The sequence below is a fragment of the Nocardiopsis sp. M1B1 genome, assembly GCF_052466615.1.
This window is the reverse complement of the sequence record NZ_CP196194.1, coordinates 4,420,622-4,442,703: the sequence shown is the minus strand read 5'-3', so window position 1 is coordinate 4,442,703 and position 22,082 is coordinate 4,420,622. Positions and strand designations below refer to the sequence as shown.

Genomic DNA, 22,082 nt, shown 5'->3' with positions numbered 1-22,082 from the left:
CCGAACCCTCCTCCACTGTTCCCGCGCGCGGGGCGGGGGCCCCGAGACCGAGGGTGCTGAACGGCCTCCCGGGGGCGCTGCTAGCTTCGCGGTAAAGACCACCGGGCCGCGCCACGGGGCGCGTTCGCCGTGCCTTGCGGCCGGTCCGCCACGCGCCCACGGCGCCGCACCGCGGCGTACGGGGCGGGCACCACCCCGGGAGAGACATGCGCAGGATCCTCGTCGTCGGAGCCGGACAGTCCGGACTCCAGTTGGCTGTCGGCCTGCTGGGCGAGGGATACGAGGTGACCCTGGCCACCGAGGCCGGGCCGGAGGAGATCCGCGCGGGGCGGGTCACGTCCACGCAGTGCCTCTTCGGCCCCGCCCTGCGCCGCGAGCGCCGCCACGGCCTCGCCTTCTGGGACGACCGCGCGCCCGCCGTCCGCGGGGTCGGGTTCCGCGTGGCCGACCGCGCCGGCGCGGGAGCCCCCGCCCTGTCCTGGGTCGGCGCGCTGGACGAGCACGCCCAGTCGGTCGACCAGCGGCTCAAGATGTCGGCCTGGCTCGACCTGTTCGTCCGGCGCGGCGGCGCCCTCCTGCGCGGGCGCGTCTTGGCCGAGGACCTGGAACGGCTCGCCGCCGACCACGAGCTCACCGTCGTCGCCTCCGGGCGCGGCGCGCTCTCCGAGGTCTTCCCCCGCGACACCCGGCGCTCGCACTTCCGGTCCCCGCAGCGCTCCCTGGCGCTGGCCTACGTGACCGGCGCCGGGCCCCACCCCGACGGGCCCGTGCTCAGCCGCACCGTCGTCCCCGGCGCGGGGGAGGTCACCACGCTGCCCACCTACTCCCTGGCCGGGGTCTGCGAGGCCGTCATGGTCGAGGCGGTGCCCGGCGGCCCCCTGGACCGGCCGCTACCCCCCGACGCCTCCGGCGAGGAGGTCCTCGCGGGCCTGCTGGACGTGCTGTACCGCGAAGCGCCCTGGGAGTACGAGCGCCTGGCCCACGCCCGCCTGGCCGACCCGGGGGCGGCCCTGCGCGGCGGCTACGCGCCGGTGGTGCGCGAACCCGTCGCCCGCCTGGCGAACGGAACCCCGGTGCTGGGCATGGCGGACTCCGTGGTCGCCAACGACCCGGTCACCGCGCAGGGGGCCAACATGGCCTCCTTCGGCGCCGAGGTCTACCGCCGCGCCGTCGTCGACCACGGCCGGCGGCCCTTCGACGAGGCCTTCATGCGCTCGGCGTTCGCCGCCTACTGGCGCCTGGCCAGCCAGGTGACCGCGTGGAGCAGGGTCCTGCTCACCGCCCCGCCGCACCTGGAGGAGCTGTACCGCCTCGCCGCGCGCCACCAGGAGACGGCCGACCGCTTCGCCAACTGCTTCAGCGACCCCGGCGACCTCATCGGGTGGTTCCTGCACCCCGAACGGGCCCTGGCCTACGTGGACGGCGTCCGGCGCGCCGAGCCCGCGCGGTCGTCCCATCTCCCTACCTCCTGAACCCGGTCGGGACGGTGGGGATGTAGCGTCGCACGCCGTGCCCGTAGAACTCTCCGCCGCATCCTTCCTGGCCCTCAGCGGCCACGGCCTGCTCGCCCCCACCGACGTGGCGGCGTTCGTCGCCGCCGCGGTGGTCGCCGTCTTCGTCGGGGCCGCGGTGCAGAGCACCGTCGGCCTCGGCCTGGGGCTGGTCGCCGCGCCCGTCCTGTCCTTCCTGGACCCCACCCTCGTGCCGGGGGCACTCCTGGTCGCCGTGATCGCCCTGCCCGGGCTCACGCTCCTCCAGGAGTGGCGGCACGTGGACTGGCGCGGCCTCGCCTGGGGGCTGCCCGCGCGCCTGCCCGGAACCGCCCTGGGCGTGTGGGTGGTGGCCGCCCTGGAGCCCCGCGCGCTGGCGGGCGCGGTCGGGGCGATGGTGCTGGTGGCCGTCGCCCTCTCGCTCTGGTCCCTGCGGGTGCGCATCACCCCCGTCTCGCTCGTGGCGGCCGGGACCCTGTCTGGCCTCACCGGCACCGCCACCACGATCGGCGGCCCGCCCATGGCGCTGCTCTACCAGTACGAGGAGCCCGCCCGGGTCCGCGCCACCCTGGCCGCGTTCTTCCTCCTGGGCGGCGCGGTCTCGCTGGCGGCCCTGGCCCTGGGCGGCCAGATGGACGCCCGGACCGCCGCGGTCGGCGCCTGCGCGATCCCCTTCGTGGTCGCGGGCTTCTTCGCCGGGACCGCACTGCGCCGCCGCGTCGACGCCGGGCGGCTGCGCGCGGCCCTGCTGGCGGTCGTGGCGGCCTCCGCGCTGGGACTGCTCGCCCGAGCCTTCCTGGGCTGACGCGCTGCCACCGCGCCGGGGGCCGGGTAATGTACGCGAAAACCCGGTAACCGGACGGCGTAGGCGTTCCATGGGCCGCTCCCGCGCGGGGTTGGGTAGGACCCGTGGACGTACGCCCATAAACTCGGGTATGCATACCTGCCGGTAGCCAGGCCCGGCCCACGTCAGGGGCACGGAACGGCAAACTCAACGGACACGCGGGACGAGGGGACTGACGAGACAGTGGCACTGTTCGAGTCGATACACAATCCGGAAGCGCTCAAGAGGCTTCCGGCCGACCAGCTCCCTGCGCTGGCACAGGAGATCCGGGACTTCCTGGTCGACTCCTGCTCCCAGACCGGCGGGCACCTGGGCCCCAGCCTCGGCGTCGTCGAGCTGACCATCGCGCTGCACCGGGTCTTCGACTCCCCGAAGGACCCCATCATCTTCGACACCGGGCACCAGGCCTACGCGCACAAGGTGCTCACCGGCCGCCACGACTTCACCAACCTCAAGTCCGAGGGCGGCCTGTCCGGATACCCCTCCCGCGCCGAGTCCGAGCACGACTTCGTCGAGAACTCCCACGCCTCCACCGCGCTGTCCTACGCCGACGGCATGGCCAAGGCCAACGAGGTGCGGGGCCGCAAGGACCGCACCGTGGTCGCCGTCATCGGCGACGGCGCCCTCACCGGCGGCATGGCCTGGGAGGCGCTCAACAACATCGCCGAGCGCCGGGACCGGCGCCTGGTCATCGTGGTCAACGACAACGGCCGCTCCTACTCGCCCACCATGGGCGGTCTGGCCGACCACCTCGCCTCCCTGCGCATGGCCCCCGGCTACGAGCAGGCCCTGGACCTGGCCAAGACCACCCTCAACCGCACGCCCGTGGTCGGCCAGCCCCTCTACGAGGCGCTGCACGGCATCAAGAAGGGCCTCAAGGACGCCATCCAGCCGCAGATGATGTTCGAGGACCTGGGCCTGAAGTACCTCGGTCCCATCGACGGCCACGACGAGCAGGCCCTGGAGAAGGCGCTGCGCCGCGCCCGCGACTTCGGCGGCCCGGCGATCGTCCACTGCATCACCCAGAAGGGCAAGGGCTACGCCCCGGCCGAGAACCACGACGAGGACCAGTTCCACGCCCCCGGCCCCTTCGACGTGGCCACCGGCCAGGCCAAGCCCGGCCCCAAGGCCGTCAAGTGGACCTCGGTCTTCGCCGACACCATGGTGGAGATCGGCGCCGAGCGCCCCGACGTGGTGGCCATCACCGCCGCCATGCTCCACCCCACCGGCCTCAACAAGTTCGCCGAGGCCTACCCCGAGCGCACCTTCGACGTGGGCATCGCCGAGCAGCACGCCGCCACCGCGGCCACCGGCATGGCCATGAACGGCCTGCACCCGGTCGTGGCCGTCTACGCCACCTTCCTCAACCGCTGTTTCGACCAGGTGCTCATGGACGCCGCCCTGCACCGCCAGGGCGTCACCTTCTGCCTGGACCGCGCCGGGGTCACCGGCAACGACGGCGCCAGCCACAACGGCATGTGGGACATGTCCATCCTCCAGGTGGTCCCGGGTCTGCGCCTGGCCGCGCCCCGCGACGCCGAACGCCTGCGCGCCCTGGTGCGCGAGGCCGTCGCGGTCGAGGACGCGCCCACCGTCGTGCGCTACCCCAAGGGCGCGGTCGCCGAGCAGTTGGACGCCGTGGGCAGGATCGGCTCCATGGACCTGCTCCGCCGCGCCACCGACGGCGGCAACTCCAAGGACCTGCTCATCGTGGGCGTGGGCACCATGGCCCAGGTCGCCTGCGAGGTCGCCGACCGGATGGCCGCCCAGGGACTGGGCGTCACCGTCGTCGACCCCCTGTGGGTCAAGCCGCTGGACGAGGCCCTGGTCGCCGAGGCCGCCGAGCACAGCGTCGTCGCGGTCATCGAGGACAACGGCCGCACCGGCGCGGTCGGCGACGCCGTGGCCCGCCTGCTGCGCGACCACGACGTGGACGTGCCGGTGCGCACGTTCGGCATCGCGCAGGAGTTCCTGGACCACGCCAAGCGCGACGACATCCTGCGCGAGCAGGGCCTGACCCCCCAGGAGCTGTCCCGCAGCCTCACCGAGACGGTCTCCCGGCACACCGACGGCGCCAAGTCCGCCGGCGAACTGGCCGACGAGACCGCCTGAGCGCACGCGTCCCAGGCAGCCCGGGGGACGCCCCCGGGCTGCCAGAATGGGCACATGAGCTCCTCCGAACCTGAGCAGCACAGCACCGCCGCACCGCTCCGGGTGGCCGTGATCGGCTCCGGCCCGGCGGGCGTCTACGCCGCCGACGCCCTGACTCGGCAGCGGCGCGTGCCCGTGCGGGTCGACGTCATGGACCGCCTGCCCACGCCCTACGGGCTGGTGCGCTACGGGGTGGCCCCCGACCACACCAAGATCAAGGGTGTGGCCCGGGCGCTGCGCCGGGTTCTGGAGCACCCCGACGTGCGCTTCGTCGGCGGGGTCGAGTTCGGCGCCGACCTCACCCGCGCCGACCTGGCCCGCACCCACCACGCCGTCGTCTACGCCACCGGCGCCAGCGTCGACCGCCGCATGGACGTGCCGGGGGAGGACCTGCCCGGCAGCGTCGCCGCCACCGACTTCGTCAACTGGTACTGCGGGCACCCCGACACCGCCCTGGAGCGGTTCGTGCTCGACGCCGAGGAGGTCGTCGTGGTCGGGGCGGGCAACGTCGCCCTGGACGTGGTGCGCATCCTCGCCAAGACCGCCGACGAGCTCCGCCACACCGACATCCCCCAGCCGGTCTTGGACGTGCTCGCCGCCAGCCGTGTGCGCACCGTCCACCTGCTGTCGCGGCGCGGCCCCCTCCAGGCCAAGTTCACCGCGCCCGAGCTGCGCGACCTGCTCGCGCTGCCCGGCGCCGATGTCGTCGTGCGCCCCGAACAGGTCGACATCGACCCCACCGCCGTGGGCACCGGCGCCCCCGAGCTGCGCGACGTCGCCCGGGCCGCCCGCACCAACCTGCGGCTCCTGGCCGAGCACGCCTCCCGCGGGCCCCGCGGGCGCGGGCGCACCGTGCGGCTGCACTTCTGGGCCCGGCCCGTGGAGGTCCTCGGCCGGGAGGAGGGGCGCGTGAGCGGCGTGCGGGTGGAGGAGACCCGCCTGGACGCCCACGGGGTTCTGACCGGGACCGGCCGGACCACCGACCTGCCCGCCGGGATGGTGCTGCGCTCGGTGGGGTACGCGGGCGTCGCGCTGCCCGGGGTGCCCTTCGACGCCGAGGGGCGCACCGTGCCCCAGGAGGGCGGGCGCGTCCTGGACGCCGACGGCGGCGCGGTCCCCGGCGACTACGTGGCCGGTTGGATCAAACGGGGCGCCACCGGGGTGATCGGCACCAACAAGTCCGACGCCGCCGCGACCGTGCGCGCCCTGCTGGAGGACGCCGGGGCGCTGCGCGAGGCGGCCCCGGAACTGGTCCCGCTGGAGACCGTGCTGGACGAGCGCGGGGTGGCCCACAGCGACTACGAGGACTGGCTGCGCATCGACACCGCCGAGGCCGACCAGGCCGTGGAGCTGGACCGGGGCGAGCGGGTCAAGCTCCACGGCTGGGAGGCCTACCGCAGGGTCGTCGGCGGCTGACCGCCCCGCCCCGCCCCGCGCCCGCGGCGGAGGCTCAGGCGACCTGGTCGGTGGCGGCGCCGTAGGTGTTGCAGCCCTCCACGGTCTCCTGCGACCAGCCCCGCTCCAGCCAGAGCGCCCGGTTGCCGGCGGTGCCGTGCGTGTCGAGGTCGCCGCCGCCGTTGAAGTGCTCGTTGGCCGTGCGCAGGGCCCCCTCGTCGGCGCCGGTGATCCCGCGCAGGCCCACCCCGGCCATGCACTCGGCCTGGAGCTCGGTGCGGCGCAGCGCCTCCAGTTCGGCCTGCTCGTTCTCGGCCTTCCAGGTCATGCCGTGCGCGACGCCTAGGATGCCGGTGGCGTACTGCACGTGGTGGCCGTACTCGTGGCCCATCAGGGCGAGCCAGACCTCCTCGCGCTCGCTCGGGGGGAGCAGGGCGCCCAGGTGGCGCACGTTGGGCAGCACGACGGTGATGCGGCTCAGGTCGCTCTCGTAGTAGGCGAGCGTGTACCCGTCCTCCGGGCTGGCGTCGGGGGGGTCGGGCGAGGTCCGGGTGACGGCGAACTCGGGCAGCTCCACGGACAGGCCCAGGTCCTCGAACACCGGCGCCCACAGCGTGTTCAGGCAGTCCCCGGAGACGGCCGCGAACTCCTCCCAGGACTCGTCGGAGTCCATGTCCAGCTCGGGGACGTCGCAGTCGACCGGCTCGGGCATGGCGACGTCGTAGAGGGGGTGGTCGACGACGTCGACCTCCACCTGGTTGGGCCGCGCCCTGAGGCGGTCGTCGTAGTGGGCGGACAGGTCGACGCCGGTGGGCTGGGGTTCCTCCTGGGGGGTGGTGGCGACGATGAGGATGCTCGCGCCCAGCGCCACGAGGGCGATCACGGCCGCGCTCGCCGAACCGAGCAGGACGCTCGCGCCGCCGCGGCGCGAGGGCCGCTCCGGCGGCTGCGGCCAGGACGGCGCGGTCGGCTGCCAGACGGTACCCGGGTGGGCGGCGGGGTGTCCGCCGGGCGGGAGGGCGAAGGGGTGGGGGTGCGTGTGGGCGCCCGGTGCCCGCCAGGGGTGCGGCGCGGGGAAGGGGCCCGTCGCGGGCGGGCCGTACCCCGTGCCCGGGTGGACGGGGTGGCCGTAGAGGGCGGCGGGAAGGACGGGGCGGTACGGCGCACCGGCCTGTGTCAGCCCCGGGGAGGGGGGAGCGGTGCGGTACGGCGGGGCGCCCGGTCCGGGGTGGGGGAGAGCGGTGTGCTGGACGGGGTCACCCGTCCGCTCCGGGTGCGGGGCCGCCGGGACGGAGGGAGCGCTGTTCGCCTCCGGTCCTGAGGGCGTGCTCTCCACAGCCGGCCCGGGACGCGGGGGAGCGGGCGTGCGGACGTCTCCGTCCCGCCCCTGCTCCGCCCCGCCGGGTTCCCGTCCGTCCGCTCCGCGTCCGGCGTCCTCCTCGGCGCCTCCGGTACCGGACCGCTCGGGTCTGGGGGTCTCGCCTCCGGGCCGCTCACCGCCGGATGGGTTCTCCACGGGGTCAGTCCTCGCTATCGTGCCGCAGCGTGCCGGGGTGTCGTCTCCGCCTGGGGCGAATCCGGCAAGAGTCGCAGAATTCCAGTATGAGGCTTAACCGGACGTACCCACGGACGTGGGGGTGCCGCTCTCCGGCGGCCGGTAACGGACCCCCAGGCCCGTCAGCATGTTCTGAAGCTCGGACTCGAAGAGCGGTTCCATGTCGCGCATCACGAAGTCGAGGTGCTCGAACACCTCCATGCACACCACCCCGTACAGGCGTACCCAGCACGTGCTGAGCACCATGACCGCCTCCACCGGGATGTGCGGGGCCGAGAAGCCGCAGGTGTCGGCGAAGGCGCGCAGCTCGCGGGCCAGCTCCGGGGTGATGCGGTCCCCGTCGGGCAGCACGAACCGCTCCTCCGACAGGAGCCGGTCGAAGAGGGTGTAGAAGGTCGCCCCGAAGCGCCGCCCGGCCTCCACCGCCGGTGTGACGTCGGTCTCGGGGGCCAGCCGCACGCGCGGGCCGAACATCGTGGCGAACTCGGCCCGGTGCCCGACCGCCCAGGCCCGGAAGGCCCGCAGCGAGGTGAGGATGCGCAGGTCGGTGTCCTCGGCGGGCACGCTCGCGTCGGCCGCGGCCACCGCGTCGCCCAGTTCCTGGAACATGTCCGCGGTGATGAGCACCAGCAGCGAGTCGATCCCCGTCACGTAGCGGTACAGTCCCGGCGCGGTCATCCCCATCTCCCGCGCGATGGCGCGCAGGGACACCCCGCCGGACCCGTGCTCGACCAGGTGCCGACGGGCGATCCCCTTGATCTCCGCCAGTGTGGCCTCGCGCACACGTTCGCGGCGGCTCGGCCTCCCTGCCACCCGGTCCAGCTGCGGTTTCGCCATCTGCTGCGCTACACCCCGTCTCGGGCGCCCGGTCGGGGCGCCGTGGTCCTCGTCGACGACGTTGACATCGTAACGCCCGCACGCTTTAGTGAACACCGTTAGCAAACACCGTTAACGGACATGGGGTCTGTTTCCTGAAAGGGCGGCGTATGCCGACACAAACGGGGCTTTTCGGTCGGCTGGGGCGGGGAGTACACCGCTGGCGCTGGGCGGTCCTCGCCGCCACCGCGGCCTTCGCCGTCTTCTCCGGGATCTGGGGCTCGGGGCTCTTCTCCGACGTCAGCGAGAGCGGGTTCGAGGACCCCGACTCGGAGTCCGCGCGGGCCACGCGCGTCCTGGAGGAGGAGCTGGGCCACGACGGCGTCGACGTCGTCGCGGTCTACCGCAGCGACGAGATCCAGGTGGACAACCCCACCTTCGCCGCGGCGATCCAGCGTATCGCCGACGGCATGCCCGAGGACGCGGTCGCCGACTTCGACACCTACCTCGACGAGGACCTCGGCGAGACCGAGCGCGGCATGCTCGTGGCCGAGGACATGGACGCCACCTACATCCCCGTGACCCTCAGCGGGGAGACCCACGCCGACCGCCTCCACCAGTACGAGGAGGTGGCCGAGTACCTGTCCTCCAGCAACCTGGAGGTCCACCTGGGCGGCTCGGTGGCGATCGAGCACGAGCTGGCCGAGAGCGCCGAGAGCGACGTCGTGCGCGCCGAGCTCATCACCCTGCCGATCCTGCTGTTCCTGCTCGTCCTGATCTTCGGCGGCCTCGTCGCGGGCCTGGTCCCGCTCGCCGTCGGCGGTCTGGCCATCCTGGGCTCGCTGACCCTCCTGCGCGCGCTGACCCACGTCACCGAGGTGTCGGTGTTCGCGATCAACGTCGCCACCATCCTGGGCCTGGGGCTGGCCATCGACTACGGGCTGTTCATGGTCAGCCGCTTCCGGGAGGAGCTGCGCCGTGGCCGCGGCATCGCCGACGCGGTGAGCCGCACCGTCGACACCGCCGGACGCACCGTGGCCTTCTCCGGCATCACCGTCGGCATCGCCTTCGCGGGCCTGCTCTTCTTCCCCCAGCCCATCCTCAAGTCGATCGGCTGGGGCGGCATCGCCGTCGTGGTCTTCGACCTGCTGGCCGCGCTGGTCTTCCTGCCCGCGCTGATGGCCGCGGTCGGGCACCGGATCAACCGCCTGCGTCTGCCGCTGCCCCGCCGCACCGTCACCGGCGCCGTACACGAGGGGGCCTGGTCGCGCCTGGCCCGCGTCGTCATGCGCGGCCCCGCCGTGTCCCTGGTCGCGGTCGGCGGCGTCCTGCTGGTCTTCAGCGCCGGCCTGGCCTCCACCGAACTCGGCTCCACCGACCAGCGCTACCTGCCCGCCGACTCCGGGAGCCGGATCGCCACCGAGGCGCTCTCCGACGACTTCCCCGCGGGCGGCCTGGGCACGCTCGACGTCGCGGTGGTCGGCGGCGCCGACGACGGGGCCCTGGAGGAGTACACCGAGCGCCTGGCGGGCCTGGAGGAGGCCGTGTCGGCCACGGTGGAGCGCACCGGCGAGGACGTCGCCCACGTCGTGGTCGCCTACCGGGGCGCCTCCGACTCCCCGGAGGTCGCCGACCTGGTGCGCGACGTGCGCGCCGAACCGGTTCCGGAAGGGGCGGAGGAGACCCTGGTCGGCGGTGTGGCCGCCATGCAGCAGGACAACGTGGCGGCGATCGTCGACGCGGCGCCCATGACCGTGGGCTTCGTCGCCACGGCCACCCTGCTCCTGCTCTTCCTCGCCTTCGGTTCGATCATCCTGCCGATCAAGGCGGTGCTCATGGGGGCGCTGTCCCTGGGCGCCTCCCTGGGCGTGGTGGTCTGGGGCTTCCAGGAGGGCGCCTTCTCCGGGCTGCTCGGGTTCGAGGCGGTGGGCACCATCGACCCCACCTACCTGGTGCTGATCATCGTCGTGGCCTTCGGCCTGGCGATGGACTACGAGCTGTTCCTGCTCAGCCGGGTGCGCGAGGAGTACCTGCGCACCGGCGACAACACGCGCTCGGTGGCGGCGGGGCTCCAGCACACCGGCCAGATCATCACCAGCGCCGCGATCCTGCTGATGGTGGTGCTCCTGGCCATGGGCACCTCGGACCTGCTCTTCCTGAAGATCATCGGCATCGGCCTGGCCATCGCGGTCCTGGTGGACGCCACCCTGGTGCGCGCGGTCATGGTGCCCGCCACGATGCGCCTGCTGGGCGGGGCCAACTGGTGGCTGCCCCGGCCGCTGCGCTGGCTGCACGACCGGATCGGGATCTCCGAGGGCGGCGACGAGGACGATCCCGAACCCGCCGTGGAGCGGGACGGGCGCAGGAGGGTGCACGCGGGGGTGTGACCGCCCGTCGCGCGACCCCGCCCGGGAGCTCCCGGGCGGGGTCGTTTCGCTGTCTGCGGTGCCGTGACGCAGCCGTCCGCGGCCGGAGCGCGTCGGGGCGCGTGTCGCGGGGCCCGGGTGGCCGACGGTGCGCCCCGACGCCGGGGTGGCGGCGGTGGCCTACCTGTGCGACCCCGCCTCGCGGATCGAGGACCTCGTGGGCGCGGCTTCGCTGCCCGGGGTCCAGCGGTCCCTCACGTAAACGATATGCGAAACCTATTATTAGCTATAGCGATCGTCATATCTTTTTACTGTAGTGTGGCGTCGAGGGAACGCGCGGTGGCGGCCGGGGACTCCGGCCGCCACCGACGGCCCCGCACGCCCACGAACGAAGGGGGGTGACACGATGCCCGACGCGCTGACCAGGCTGACCACGCGCAGACCCCGGTGGGTCCTGGCCGTGGCCCCGCCGACGGTGGTCGGGTCGGCCGCGTGGACGGAGCGGCGCACCCCCACCACCTCCTGACCCTGGAAGGCGGGACCACCATGGCCACGTCCCCGACGACCACCTCACCCCCCGGCCGCCGGGGGGCGTCACCGGGAAGGCCCCCGTTCCTGGTCCGGCTCGGCGACGGGCTGGCCCGCCGCCCGGGCCGGGTGATCCTGGCCGGCGTCGCGCTGGTGCTGGTCGCCCTGGCCCTGGCGGCGGGCACCATGGACCGGCTGCTGCTCAGCCGCTTCGAGAGCCCCGGATCGGAGTCGCTGCGCGTCGAACAGCGGTTGGAGGAGGGCTTCGGCACCGGCAAGTACCACTTCCTCCTGCTCGTCACCGCCCAACAGGGCACCGTGGACGACCCCGAGGTCGTCGAGGCCGCCACCGCACTGGAACGGGACCTGGCCTCGCGCGAGGGCGTCGCCGAGACCGCCTCCTACTGGGGGCGCGGCGAGTCCCCGGCGATGCGCTCCGAGGACGGCACCCAGGCGCTGATCACCGTGCGCATGGAGGGCACGGTCACCGAGGCGCGCACCGCGCTCGGCGAGATCTCGCCGGACCTCACCCGCGACGGCGAGGTCGTCCGGGTCGAGGTCGGCGGCGGCGACGAGGTCTTCCGCCAGGCCGCCGAGCAGGCGCAGGCCGACTTCCTGCTCGCCGAGGCCATCATCTTCCCGCTGGTGTTCGTGCTCCTGCTCGTCCTCTACCGCAGGATCTCGGTGGCGGCGCTGACCCTGGGCATGGGCCTGTTCTCCGTGGTCACCACGCTCGCCCTGCTGCGCGGGGTCACCCACCTCACCGACGTGTCCACCTTCGCCGCCAACCTCACCCTGGTCATGGGAGTGGGCCTGGGCGTGGACTACAGCCTGTTCGTCATCAACCGCTTCCGCGAGGAGCTGGCCCGGGGCAGGCAGGTCCCCGAGGCGGTCTCCCTGGCCGTCTCCAAGGCCGGGCGCACCGTCCTGTTCAGCGGCCTGACGGTCGCGGTGGCCCTGTCCTGCCTGATGCTCTTCCCCTTCCCCTTCCTCCAGTCCTTCGCCTACGCGGGCGTGGGAACCGTGCTGACCTCGGTGTTCGCCGCGCTGGTCATCCTGCCCGCGGCTCTGGCCAAGGTCGGGCACCGGGTCCGGCCCAAGCGCGAGCCCGACCCCGACAGCGGCTGGTGGCACTCCACCGCGCTGCGGATGATGCGCCGCCCGCTGCTGTGGGGCCTGCCCGCGCTCGCGGTGGTCCTGGTACTGGCCGCGCCCGCGGTGGGGCTCGACATCCTCGCCATCACCTTCGTCATCCTGTTCCTCATGACCGGGAGCATCCTGCTGCCCGCCAAGGCGATCGTGCTCAACGTGCTTAGCCTCGCGGTGATGTTCGGCGTGATGGTGTGGATCTTCCAGGAGGGGAACCTGTCCGGGCTGCTGGGCTTCACCGCCAACGGCACCCTGGAGACGACGTTCCCCATCCTGATGTTCTGCATCGCCTTCGGGCTGTCCATGGACTACGAGGTGTTCATGATGTCCCGGATCAAGGAGGAGTACGACCTGACCGGGGACAACACCCGCGCGGTCGCGGCCGGGCTCCAGCGCAGCGGCCCCCTGGTCACGGCGGCGGCCGTCATCCTGGCCGCCTCCTTCGCCGCCTACGCCGTCTCCGACGTGCTGTACCTGATGATGCTGGCGGTCGGCATGGCGGTGGTGATCCTGGTGGACGCCACCCTCATCCGCGGCGTGCTGGTACCGGTGTTCATGCGGCTGGCCGGACGGGCCAACTGGTGGGCCCCGGCACCGCTCAAGCGCGTGCACGCCCGCTTCGGCATCGCCGAATGACCCGGAGGTTCCGGTGCCGGGGGCCGCGGCCCCCGGCACCGGAACCTCACTCGTACTTGGTCAGCCGGGGGTGCTCGGTGAGCAGGCGGCCCGACAACTCGTGCAGGAGGGCCACCTCGTTCTCGGACAGGGTGGCGAAGAACTCCGACTCCGCCCGGGCCACCGCGTCGCGGGCCTCCTCCAGCAGCCTCCTCGCCTTGTCCGTGGGCGTCACGATGTAGCGCCTGCGGTCCCGGGGGTTGCGCTCGCGCCTGGCCAGCCCCTGCTCCTCCAGGTCGTCGATCAGCCCCACCATCACGTTCGGGTCCACACCCAGCACACGGCTCAGCTCCTTCTGGGAGAGGTGGGGCATCGCCTCCGCCGCGGAGAGCACGTGGAACTGCCGGGAGGTGACCTGCTGGGGCCCGAAGATCGCCGCTGTGGTCGCCTGGACCAGTTCGCCCAGCTTGATCAGTCGAAAACCGGTCGTGTGCCACATGGGGGTGTCCCATCCGGGTGCGTTCTCCATGCCTCGGCCCCTCTCACATGCTTCTACTCACCAGATGATCATAGAACTCTATGGTTGGGGCGTGAAACGATGGCGGACGCCCACGCCACAGTGCTCCCCGGGCGGAGCAGGTCCGCGGTGAGCGGAACGACCGGCCTCCTCGGCGGCGGCATCGTGCGCCTGCTGCTCAGCCTGGACCAGGAGGTCGTCGCCTTGGTCCGCGACACCGACCGCGCCGGGTCCACCCGGGTCGCGGTCGTGCTGCCCGGGCGTGGTACCGGCAGTACGGCATGCTCCCGGCGGGCGCGGTGCGGGCCTCCGCGCGCCGCTGAGCACGAGGGACGGGCCCGGCGTCCGGGGGGACGCTGGGCCCGTCACGGTTCTCGGGTCACTCGGCGAAGAGTTCGTCGATGTGGTTGACGCTGATGGTCCGGTCGAGCCAGGTGTCGAGCTGGTCGTGGTCGCGGCATGCGCTGATGTGCTCGCGTGCTTCCTCGGGGATATCGATTCCGCGTCGAGTGAGCAGCCGGAGGATGTTTTCGGCTCGTCCTTCGGCCTTGAGGCTCTCGGTCCAGGCGCTGCTGTACCCGTAGGTTTCAGCCATCACTCGGCGAAGAGTTCGTCGATATGGGTGATGGTGGCGGCTCGGTCGAGCCAGGTGTCGAGCTCCTCGTGGTCGCGGCATGCGCTGATGCGCTCGCGTGCTTCCTCGGGTACGTCGACACCGCGTGCGGAGAGGAACCGGAGGATGGCCTTGGCTTCTCCTTCGGCCTTGAGGCTCTCGGTCCAGGCGCTGCTGTACTCGTACGTGTCCGTCATCATGAGTTCCTCCAGGGCGGCCTGGCCTTCGGTCTTCGCCAGCAGGTTCAACGTGAATCCAATGTACTTCGTAGCCTTTTCCCGGTCGATCGCATCGAGGCCGGTGTGCAGGGCTTTCAGCACGTCCATGTCCTGACCGCCGTGCGCGGCGGCGGACAGCACGCCCAGGGACGGGTGCCGCTCCACCTCCCCGGGATCGGTGATGACCGGAATCCCGGACGGCCCCACCACCAGGGGACGCAGGACGAAACCCGGATGGCCGAGGTGAATCGGTTCGGCGTACCAGTCCGCCACGGACTGTTTCGGGCAGATGGTCAGCAGGACGACCGGGCACTCGTGTCGTGAGCGCAGCGAGGCCACGTACTCGGGCCAGGTGAAGCGTTTGCGCTCCTTCTCGTCGCGCTGGACCTCCACGACGATGCCCATCAGCTTGTCGAAGGGGTCCTTCGGGCCGGGGCCGCGCAGCATGATCGCGACGTCCGATCGGCGCTCGACGGGATCGACGTGGCCGAGGTCGCACGAGGTGACCTCGCTGCGGTCGTAGTCGGGTACGTCCACGCCGAGGCCGCGCAGGAAGCCGACGGCCGTGTCCGGTGCGTCGGCGAACAACTCGGAGTAGATCTGGTGTTCAGCGGATATTGCCACGAGGCAGACGTTACACAGGGTTATCAGCAAGTATGTACGAGTAGTCGTTATGTGGTGACTTTTCGCGTTCGCCCACTTCGGGCAGGGGAAGACGCGGTGCCGAGACGACCCCGCGGGGAGGGCCGGACATGTCCGAGAAGCAGAGCAGACCCCTGGTCCTGCACGTGGGGCACGACGAACTCGTCGTCCGGCGCCGCTACGAGACCGCGAGCATCGTCAACGACATCCTCATCGCCCTGTGGTTCATCGCCGGAAGCATCATGTTCTTCTCCGAGGCCTGGACCACCGCGGGCACCTGGTGCTTCCTCGTCGGCAGCGTCGAGCTGCTGATCCGCCCGGTGATCCGGCTGAGCAGGCAGCTGCACATCCGGCGCGTGCGCTCCTCCAGCCCCGGCTCGACCGGTGAGGAGTCCTCCCAGGACTTCTGACCGGCCGGACGGGCGGGGCCTCCCGGACACGCGACGGCGGGCCCGGCATCCGGTGCCGGGCCCGCCGCGGGGTTTCGCGAAGGCTAGAACGCCTTCGGGTCGCCCTCGTGGAACCGCTTGCCGTTCACGGCCTCCGACACCCCGACCTTGTCCAGGTAGGGGGTGATGCCGCCGGTGTGGAACGGCCAGCCCGCGCCGGTGATCAGGCACAGGTCGATGTCGGCGGCCTCGGCCACGACGCCCTCGTCCAGCATGATCCGGATCTCCCGGGCCAGCGCGCGCAGCGCCCGGTCCAGGATCTCGCTCTCCTCGGACGGCTTGTCGCCGCCCACGAGCAGCGCGCGGACCTCGGGGTCGATGCTGAAGTCGGGGGCGTAGATCGCCGTCTTGCCCGCCTTGACGATCTCGGCCAGCTCGGCGGAGACCGCGAAGCGCTCGGGGAAGGCCTCGTGCAGGGTCTCGGACACGTGCAGCGCGACCGCCGGGCCCACCAGCTGGAGCAGCAGCAGCGGCGACATCGGCAGGCCCAGGGGCGCCACCGCGCGGTCGGCCTTCTCGGGCTCGGTGCCCTCGCCGACGGCGCCCAGGACCTCGCCCATGAACAGGGTGAGCAGGCGGTTGACCACGAACGCCGGGGCGTCCTTGCACAGCACCGCGGTCTTCTTCAGCTTCTTGGCGGTGGCGAAGGCCGTGGCCAGGGAGGCCTCGTCGGTCGCCTCGCCGCGGACGATCTCCAGCAGCGGCAGGACCGCGACCGGGTTGAAGAAGTGGAAGCCCACGACCCGCTCGGGGTGGCGGAGCTTGGACGCCATTTCGGTGATCGACAGCGAGGAGGTGTTGGTGGCCAGGATCGCCTCGGGGGAGACCACGGCCTCCACCTCGGCGAACACCTGCTGCTTGACCTCCATCTTCTCGAACACGGCCTCGATGACGAAGTCGGCGTCGGAGAAGGCGTCCTTGGTCAGGGAACCGCTCACCAGGGCCTTGAGGTGGTTGGCCTTGTCGCTGTTGACCCGGCCCTTCCTCAGGAGCTTGTCCACCTCGCCGTGCACGTAGGCCACGCCCTTGTCCAGGCGCTCCTGGTCCAGGTCGGTCATGACGACCGGAACGTCCAGGCGGCGGGCGAACAGCAGCGCCAGCTGCCCGGCCATCAGTCCGGCGCCGACGACGCCGACCTTGGTGACCTTGCGGGCCAGCGACTTGTCCGGGGCTCCCGCGGGGCGCTTGGCGCGCTTCTGCACCAGGTCGAACGCGTACAGGCCCGCCCTGAGCTCGTCGCTCATGATCAGGTCGGCCAGCGCGTCGTCCTCGGCCGCGAAGCCCTCGTCGCGCGTGCGGGTCTTCGCCTGTGCGACCAGCTCGACCGCGCGGGCCGGGGCCGGGGCGGCGCCGTGCAGCTTGCCCTCGACGGTGAACCGGGCCATGTTGACCGCGTTGTCCCAGGCCTCGCCCCTGTCGACCTCGGGGCGCTCGACCACGACGTCGCCCTTGAGGACCCCGGCGGCCCAGCGCAGCGACTCCTCGACGAAGTCGGCGGGCTCGAACATCGCGTCGGCGATGCCCATCTCGAAGGCCTGCGTGCCCTTGAGCACCTTGTTCTGGGCGAGCGGGTTGTCGATGATGACCTTGAGGGCCTTCTCGGCGCCGATCAGGTTCGGCAGCAGGTAGGTGCCGCCCCAGCCGGGTACCAGGCCCAGGAAGGTCTCCGGCAGCGACAGCGCCGGGACGCCCGAGGAGATGGTGCGGTAGGTGCAGTGCAGCGCCACCTCGACGCCGCCGCCCATGGCCGCGCCGTTGACCAGCGCGAAGGTGGGCACGTCCAGCTCGCCGAGCTTGCGGAACACGTCGTGGCCCAGCTTGCCGATGGCGTGCGCCTGCTCGCGGTTCTGGAGGGCGGGCACACCGGTCAGGTCCGCGCCCACGGCGAAGATGAACGGCTTGCCGGTGACGGCCACGGCGACGATGTCGGTGCGCGCCCTGGCCGCCTCGATCGCCGCGTCCAGGCTGAGCAGCCCGCCGGGGCCGAAGGTGTTGGGCTTGGTGTGGTCGTGCCCGTTGTCCAGGGTGATCAGGACCGCGGTGCCCGCGCCGTAGGGGAGTTCGATGTCGCGGGAGAGGGCGTTGGTGACGACCTCGTCGCTGAACAGCTCCCGTGCCTCGTCGATGACGGTGCTCACTTGCCCCCCTCGTAGTTGGTGTTCTCCCACAGGACGGTCCCGCCCATGCCCATGCCGACGCACATGGTGGTCAGGCCGTAGCGGACGTCGGGGCGCTCGGCGAACTGGCGCGCGAGCTGCATCATCAGGCGCACGCCCGAGGAGGCCAGCGGGTGGCCGAGGGCGATCGCGCCGCCCCAGGGGTTGACGCGGGCGTCGTCGTCGGCGAGGCCGAAGTGCTCCAGGAAGGCCAGCACCTGCACGGCGAAGGCCTCGTTGATCTCGATCAGGCCGACGTCGTCCATCGAGATGCCCTGGCGGGCGAACAGCTTCTCGGTGGCCGGGACCGGGCCCACACCCATGACCTCGGGCTCCACACCGGCGAAGGAGAAGTCGACCAGGCGCATCCTGGCGCCCAGCCCCAGCTCCTCGGCCACGTCCTCGGCGGCCAGGATCGCGCCGGTGGCGCCGTCGTTGAGACCGGCGGCGTTGCCGGGCGTCACGTTGCCGTGCGCGCGGAACGGGGTCTTGAGGGAGGCCAGCGACTCCATCGTGGTGCCGGGCCGGGGCGGCTCGTCCTGGGTGGCCAGGCCGTAGCCCTTCTCCAGGGAGCGGACCAGGACCTCGACCAGGTCGGGCTGGATCCGGCCGTCGGCGTAGGCCTTGGCGACCTTCTCCTGGCTGCGCACCGCGTAGGCGTCGGCCCGCTCCTTGGTGATGGAGGGGTAGCGGTCGTGCAGGTTCTCGGCGGTGTTGCCCATGACCAGCGCGGACGGGTCCACGAGCTTCTCGGAGAGGAAGCGCGGGTTGGGGTCCACGCCCTCGCCCATGGGGTGGCGGCCCATGTGCTCGACGCCGCCCGCGATGACCACGTCGTAGGCGCCGAAGGCGATGCCCGCGCCGGAGGTGGTGACGGCCGTGAGCGCACCGGCGCACATGCGGTCGATGGCGTAGCCGGGGACGCTGCGGGGCAGCCCGGCGAGGATCGCGGCGCTGCGCCCGATCGTCAGGCCCTGGTCGCCGATCTGGGTGGTGGCGGCGATGGCGACCTCGTCGACGCGCTCGGGGGGCAGTCCCGGGTTGCGGCGCATCAGTTCGCGGATCACGCGTACGACGAGGTCGTCGGCGCGCGTCTCGGCGTAGAGGCCCTTGCCTGACTTGCCGAACGGGGTGCGGACCCCGTCGACAAACACGACATCGCGGGCAGTTCGCGGCACGATGGCCCCTCCTTCTCCAAGGGTGGATGGACTCGTCGACCACCATGCTACTCGTCAGTAACAACTTCTGCGAGCAGCGGACCCCCGACTTCGGTCAGGGGCGTAAGTCAGGGGCGATCCCCGACTTTCGGCGGTGGCACGGCCCGCCCGGCGCGCGGTTGGCTGATCGGACGTTCCATCACCGAACACAGCGAACCACAGCGGGCGGCGCGAAGGCGCCGTGCGACGACATCGGGGGCCCACGTGTCAGATCCGGGCGTGCGCGACGCCGACCGCGCCGCGAACACCGAGACCGCGCCCAAGGCGTCCCCGCGCCGCCTGTGGGGGTACGCCCGCCCCCACTGGCGGGTGCTCGTCCTGGGCGGGGCGCTCACCTTCCTGGGCGGCCTCACCAGCCTGTCCCAGCCCCTCCTGGCCAAGTACGTCATCGACGCCCTCGGCGCGGGGGAGCCCATCCTCGGGCCGGTCCTGGCCCTGACCGCCGTCATCCTCATCGGTGCCCTCATCGGCGCCCTGGGCGCCTTCCTGCTGGAGCGCACCGGCCAGAGCGTCGTGCTCGGCGTGCGCCGGGGCCTGGTCGGCCGACTGGTCCGGCTGCGCGTGGCCGAGGTCGACCGCCTCAAGCCCGGCGACCTGGTGGCCCGCCTGACCGCGGACACCACACTGCTGCGCACGGTCGCCACCAGCGGCATCACCAACCTGTTCACCGGCTCGGTGCTGCTGGTGGGCGGCGTCGTGGTCATGGCCGTCCTCGACGGCCTCCTGTTCCTGCTGGCCGCCGCGATGATCGTCATGGTCGGCCTGGTCATGGGCGTGATCCTCCCCCGGATCGGCACCGCCACCCAGGCGGCCCAGGCCGCGCTCGGCGAGATGGGTTCGCACCTGGAGCGGATCTTCGGCGCGTTCCGCACCGTCAAGGCCTCCTCGGCGGAGGAGGCCGAGACCGCCCGCCTGGACGCCGCCGCGGTCGAGTCCTGGCGCAGGGGCGTGGCGGTGGCCGGGTGGACGGCCGTGTCGGGCACCACCGCCTCGCTGGCGGTCAACGTCGCCTTCCTGGCCATCCTCGCCGTCGGCGGGGGACGCGTGGCCGCGGGGGAACTGCCCGTCTCCTCCCTGATCGCCTTCCTGCTCCTGCTCTTCTACCTCATGGAGCCGATCAGCACCCTGGTCAGCTCGGCCACCGAACTCCAGACCGGCCTGGCGGCCGTGCGGCGCGTGGACGAGGTCGCCGAACTGGCTCAGGAGGACCTCGGGGAGGGCGCCGCCCCCGAGGCGGACCCCGGCCGCCCCGCCTCGGTCGTCTTCGAGGACGTGGCCTTCCGCTACCACCCCGACCTGGCGCCGGTGCACCACGGCGTGAGCTTCGAGGCCACCGGGGCCGGTCTGACCGCCCTGGTAGGCCCCTCCGGAGCGGGCAAGACCACGGTTTTCTCCCTGGTGGAGCGGTTCTACGACACCACCTCCGGCCGGGTGCTCCTGGACGGGACCGACGTGCGCGCGTGGCCGCTGGCGGCGCTGCGCGCCCAGATCGGCTACGTGGAGCAGGACGCCCCGGTCCTGGACGGCACCCTGCGCGAGAACCTGCTCATGGCCGCCCCGGAGGCCACCGAGGAGGAGCTGGCCCGGACCGTGCTCCGCGCCCGCCTGGGGGACCTGGTGGCCCGCCTGCCCGACGGGCTGGACAGCGCGATCGGCCACCGGGGCGTGACGGTCTCCGGAGGGGAGCGCCAGCGGGTGGCCATCGCCCGCGCCCTGCTGCGCGGCCCCCGGCTGCTGCTCATGGACGAGGCGACCTCCCAACTGGACGCCGCCAACGAGAGGGCCCTCAAGGAGGTCATGCTGGACGCGGCCCGCCACACCAACGTCATCGTCGTGGCGCACCGGCTGTCCACGGTCACCAGCGCCGACCGGATCGTGGTCATGGACGCCGGACGGGTGCGCGCCGTGGGCACCCACGAGGAGCTGGTGGCCGCCGACTACCTCTACCGCGACCTCGCCGCCGGGCAGCTGCTCACCGCCGAGGCACCTTGAACACGCCGGGGGGCCGGGGTCGCGCGACCCCGGCCCCCCGAAGGCCGCCTCGCCGGATCAGGCGCTCCGCGCGCGCCGCCCCTCCCGCCGCCGCCCGCAGACCGCTGCGCGGGAGTGGGACACCCCCAGCGGTCCCCTTCGGCGCGGTGTCCCCGCCGGAGGAAGGCCGCGCCCGGGAGGGCGCGGCCGCTCACAGCAGCGCGTTGGCCTCGCGGTACCGGCCCGCGGCGTTGTAGGCGCCCGCCAGGTCGCGGCGCAGCCGCAGCGTCAGCCGCCGCACCTCCGGGTCGCCGGAGGAGTTCAGCGCCACCCGGTAGGCGTCGCGCAGCACCTCCACCGCCTCGTCGGAGCGTCCCGCCTGCGTGTAGGCGCGGCCCAGGCGGTGGTGCACCGTCAGGGTGTCCAGGTGGCCCTTGCCCAGGCGGCGCCGCCGCCCGGCCAGCACCATCCGCAGCTGCCCGATCGCGTCCTCGTAGCGCCCGGACATGCTCTGCGCCGCGCTCAGCCCCAGCCGCAGCTCCTCACGGCGCTCGGTCGAGGCCACGTCCTCGATGGCCCGCTCGTAGTGCACCACGGCCGCGTCCAGGCGGCCGCTGCGCCGGTAGCAGACCGCCAGGCGCATGCGCGCCTCCACGGTGTCCTCGTCGGCCGAGCCGAACTGGCGCTCGCGCTCGCGCAGCAGCATCTCCCACTGCCCCGCGGCGTCCGCCGGACGGCCGGCGTCCTCGTAGGCCCAGGCCAGGTTCTCGCGGATGATCTCGGTGCGCGGGTGCTCCTCGCCGAAGACCGCCACCGCCTCGGCCAGGGTCAGCTCGAACTGCTGCACCGCGGCCTGACGGCGCCCCATCTGCGCGTACTTGGTCGCCAGGTTGTTGCGCGCGGTGATCGTGTCCGGGTGCTCGGTGCCCAGCCGCTCCACCAGCGAACGCAGCGTCCGCTCCAGGGAGGCGGCCCGCATCCCGGCAGTGGGGGCGGGGGCCTGGACCACCCCGGAGGCCGTCCGCGCCGCCTCCTCGCGCGCCCCGGTCAGGGCCAGCGGCTCGGTGGGCGCACCGCTCGCCGACGCGGGGCTCGGCACGGAGACCCCGGTCGGGCGCTCGGTCGTTCGCTCCGTCGGCTTCTCCACGGGTTGCTCCGCACGCGCGGGCACGGTGGTATCGGCGGACCGGGTCCTGGTCGCGCCCTTGAGTCCGGTCTCGCGCAGCAACGCACGCCAGAACGACAGCACAATCACCACATTCCCCTGATCGCGCACCGCGGCCCCAGGCCTGCGGCGTAACACCCGTTGGACAACCCGTACCCCGAAATCGCCAGGGCACGTTTCTATAACTTAATCGGACACCGGGCTACGGAACAGGCACCAAACGCC

Annotated in this window: 16 protein-coding genes; 8 read left to right on the top strand and 8 right to left on the bottom strand. The window is 72.7% G+C overall.

Annotated elements, in window-relative coordinates; all coding sequences use genetic code 11:
• Positions 1–206 precede the first annotated feature (206 nt).
• The 4 genes from ACSTA4_RS19280 (at position 207) to ACSTA4_RS19265 (ending at position 5,901) form a co-directional block, all read left to right on the top strand.
• Positions 207–1,472 (top strand): styrene monooxygenase/indole monooxygenase family protein, encoded by a 1,266-nt coding sequence (locus ACSTA4_RS19280; protein ID WP_444960488.1) that lies wholly within the window; start codon positions 207–209, stop codon positions 1,470–1,472.
• 37 nt (positions 1,473–1,509) lie between these two features.
• Positions 1,510–2,295: a TSUP family transporter gene (locus ACSTA4_RS19275; protein ID WP_444960487.1), complete on the top strand. Its 786-nt coding sequence runs from the start codon at positions 1,510–1,512 to the stop codon at positions 2,293–2,295.
• Positions 2,296–2,517: 222 nt separating this feature from the next.
• Positions 2,518–4,446 carry a 1-deoxy-D-xylulose-5-phosphate synthase gene (gene dxs / locus ACSTA4_RS19270; RefSeq protein WP_444960486.1) on the top strand — a complete coding sequence of 643 codons (1,929 nt, stop codon included), beginning with the start codon at positions 2,518–2,520 and terminating at the stop codon, positions 4,444–4,446.
• A 54-nt stretch (positions 4,447–4,500) separates the two neighbouring features.
• A complete protein-coding gene (locus ACSTA4_RS19265; RefSeq protein ID WP_444960485.1) occupies positions 4,501–5,901 on the top strand; it encodes an FAD-dependent oxidoreductase in 1,401 nt (466 codons plus the stop codon).
• Between the two features lie 34 nt (positions 5,902–5,935).
• Here ACSTA4_RS19265 and ACSTA4_RS19260 read toward each other — a convergent pair whose 3' ends face one another.
• Both ACSTA4_RS19260 and ACSTA4_RS19255 read right to left on the bottom strand, forming a co-directional pair.
• Positions 5,936–7,396 carry a neutral zinc metallopeptidase gene (locus tag ACSTA4_RS19260; protein ID WP_444960484.1) on the bottom strand — a complete coding sequence of 487 codons (1,461 nt, stop codon included), beginning with the start codon at positions 7,394–7,396 and terminating at the stop codon, positions 5,936–5,938.
• 93 nt (positions 7,397–7,489) lie between these two features.
• Positions 7,490–8,272, bottom strand: coding sequence for a TetR/AcrR family transcriptional regulator (locus tag ACSTA4_RS19255; RefSeq protein WP_444960483.1), 783 nt, complete (start codon positions 8,270–8,272; stop codon positions 7,490–7,492).
• Between the two features lie 149 nt (positions 8,273–8,421).
• Here ACSTA4_RS19255 and ACSTA4_RS19250 point away from each other — a divergent pair, with 149 nt between their 5' ends.
• A complete protein-coding gene (locus ACSTA4_RS19250; RefSeq protein WP_444960482.1) occupies positions 8,422–10,638 on the top strand; it encodes an MMPL family transporter in 2,217 nt (738 codons plus the stop codon).
• A gap of 525 nt (positions 10,639–11,163) precedes the next feature.
• Positions 11,164–12,930, top strand: coding sequence for an MMPL family transporter (locus ACSTA4_RS19245; protein ID WP_444960481.1), 1,767 nt, complete (start codon positions 11,164–11,166; stop codon positions 12,928–12,930).
• A gap of 46 nt (positions 12,931–12,976) precedes the next feature.
• Here ACSTA4_RS19245 and ACSTA4_RS19240 read toward each other — a convergent pair whose 3' ends face one another.
• The 3 genes from ACSTA4_RS19240 to ACSTA4_RS19230 all read right to left on the bottom strand — a co-directional run bounded on the left by ACSTA4_RS19240 (position 12,977) and on the right by ACSTA4_RS19230 (position 14,881).
• Positions 12,977–13,438 (bottom strand): MarR family winged helix-turn-helix transcriptional regulator, encoded by a 462-nt coding sequence (locus ACSTA4_RS19240; RefSeq protein ID WP_248771128.1) that lies wholly within the window; start codon positions 13,436–13,438, stop codon positions 12,977–12,979.
• A gap of 367 nt (positions 13,439–13,805) precedes the next feature.
• Entirely contained in the window at positions 13,806–14,024 is a 219-nt protein-coding gene (locus ACSTA4_RS19235; RefSeq protein WP_444960480.1) for a hypothetical protein, read from the bottom strand.
• Complete coding sequence (locus ACSTA4_RS19230) at positions 14,021–14,881, bottom strand: hypothetical protein (RefSeq protein ID WP_444960479.1); 861 nt, start codon at positions 14,879–14,881, stop codon at positions 14,021–14,023. Before ACSTA4_RS19230 ends, ACSTA4_RS19235 begins: the two co-directional genes overlap by 4 nt.
• 128 nt (positions 14,882–15,009) lie before the next feature.
• On the opposite strand from ACSTA4_RS19230, the gene ACSTA4_RS19225 reads away from it, so the two are divergent.
• Entirely contained in the window at positions 15,010–15,309 is a 300-nt protein-coding gene (locus tag ACSTA4_RS19225; RefSeq protein WP_444960478.1) for a YrhK family protein, read from the top strand.
• 83 nt (positions 15,310–15,392) lie between these two features.
• On the opposite strand, the gene ACSTA4_RS19220 is transcribed toward ACSTA4_RS19225, so the two are convergent.
• On the bottom strand, positions 15,393–17,486 hold the full coding sequence (locus tag ACSTA4_RS19220) for a 3-hydroxyacyl-CoA dehydrogenase NAD-binding domain-containing protein (protein ID WP_444960477.1): 2,094 nt from the start codon (positions 17,484–17,486) through the stop codon (positions 15,393–15,395).
• On the bottom strand, positions 17,483–18,682 hold the full coding sequence (locus tag ACSTA4_RS19215; RefSeq protein WP_444960476.1) for a thiolase family protein: 1,200 nt from the start codon (positions 18,680–18,682) through the stop codon (positions 17,483–17,485). Before ACSTA4_RS19215 ends, ACSTA4_RS19220 begins: the two co-directional genes overlap by 4 nt.
• Before the next feature lie 258 nt (positions 18,683–18,940).
• On the opposite strand from ACSTA4_RS19215, the gene ACSTA4_RS19210 reads away from it, so the two are divergent.
• Positions 18,941–20,713: an ABC transporter ATP-binding protein gene (locus ACSTA4_RS19210; protein ID WP_444960475.1), complete on the top strand. Its 1,773-nt coding sequence runs from the start codon at positions 18,941–18,943 to the stop codon at positions 20,711–20,713.
• 190 nt (positions 20,714–20,903) lie between these two features.
• On the opposite strand, the gene ACSTA4_RS19205 is transcribed toward ACSTA4_RS19210, so the two are convergent.
• Positions 20,904–21,941, bottom strand: coding sequence for a tetratricopeptide repeat protein (locus ACSTA4_RS19205; RefSeq protein WP_444964213.1), 1,038 nt, complete (start codon positions 21,939–21,941; stop codon positions 20,904–20,906).
• Between the last annotated feature and the right edge of the window lie 141 nt (positions 21,942–22,082).

Coding starts and splice junctions, on each gene's coding strand:
- ACSTA4_RS19245 (WP_444960481.1), top strand. CDS start 11,164: ATGGCCACGTCCCCGACGACCACCTCACCCCCCGGCCGCCGGGGGGCG.
- ACSTA4_RS19265 (WP_444960485.1), top strand. CDS start 4,501: ATGAGCTCCTCCGAACCTGAGCAGCACAGCACCGCCGCACCGCTCCGG.
- ACSTA4_RS19250 (WP_444960482.1), top strand. CDS start 8,422: ATGCCGACACAAACGGGGCTTTTCGGTCGGCTGGGGCGGGGAGTACAC.
- ACSTA4_RS19225 (WP_444960478.1), top strand. CDS start 15,010: ATGTCCGAGAAGCAGAGCAGACCCCTGGTCCTGCACGTGGGGCACGAC.
- ACSTA4_RS19240 (WP_248771128.1), bottom strand. CDS start 13,438: ATGGAGAACGCACCCGGATGGGACACCCCCATGTGGCACACGACCGGT.
- ACSTA4_RS19280 (WP_444960488.1), top strand. CDS start 207: ATGCGCAGGATCCTCGTCGTCGGAGCCGGACAGTCCGGACTCCAGTTG.
- ACSTA4_RS19255 (WP_444960483.1), bottom strand. CDS start 8,272: ATGGCGAAACCGCAGCTGGACCGGGTGGCAGGGAGGCCGAGCCGCCGC.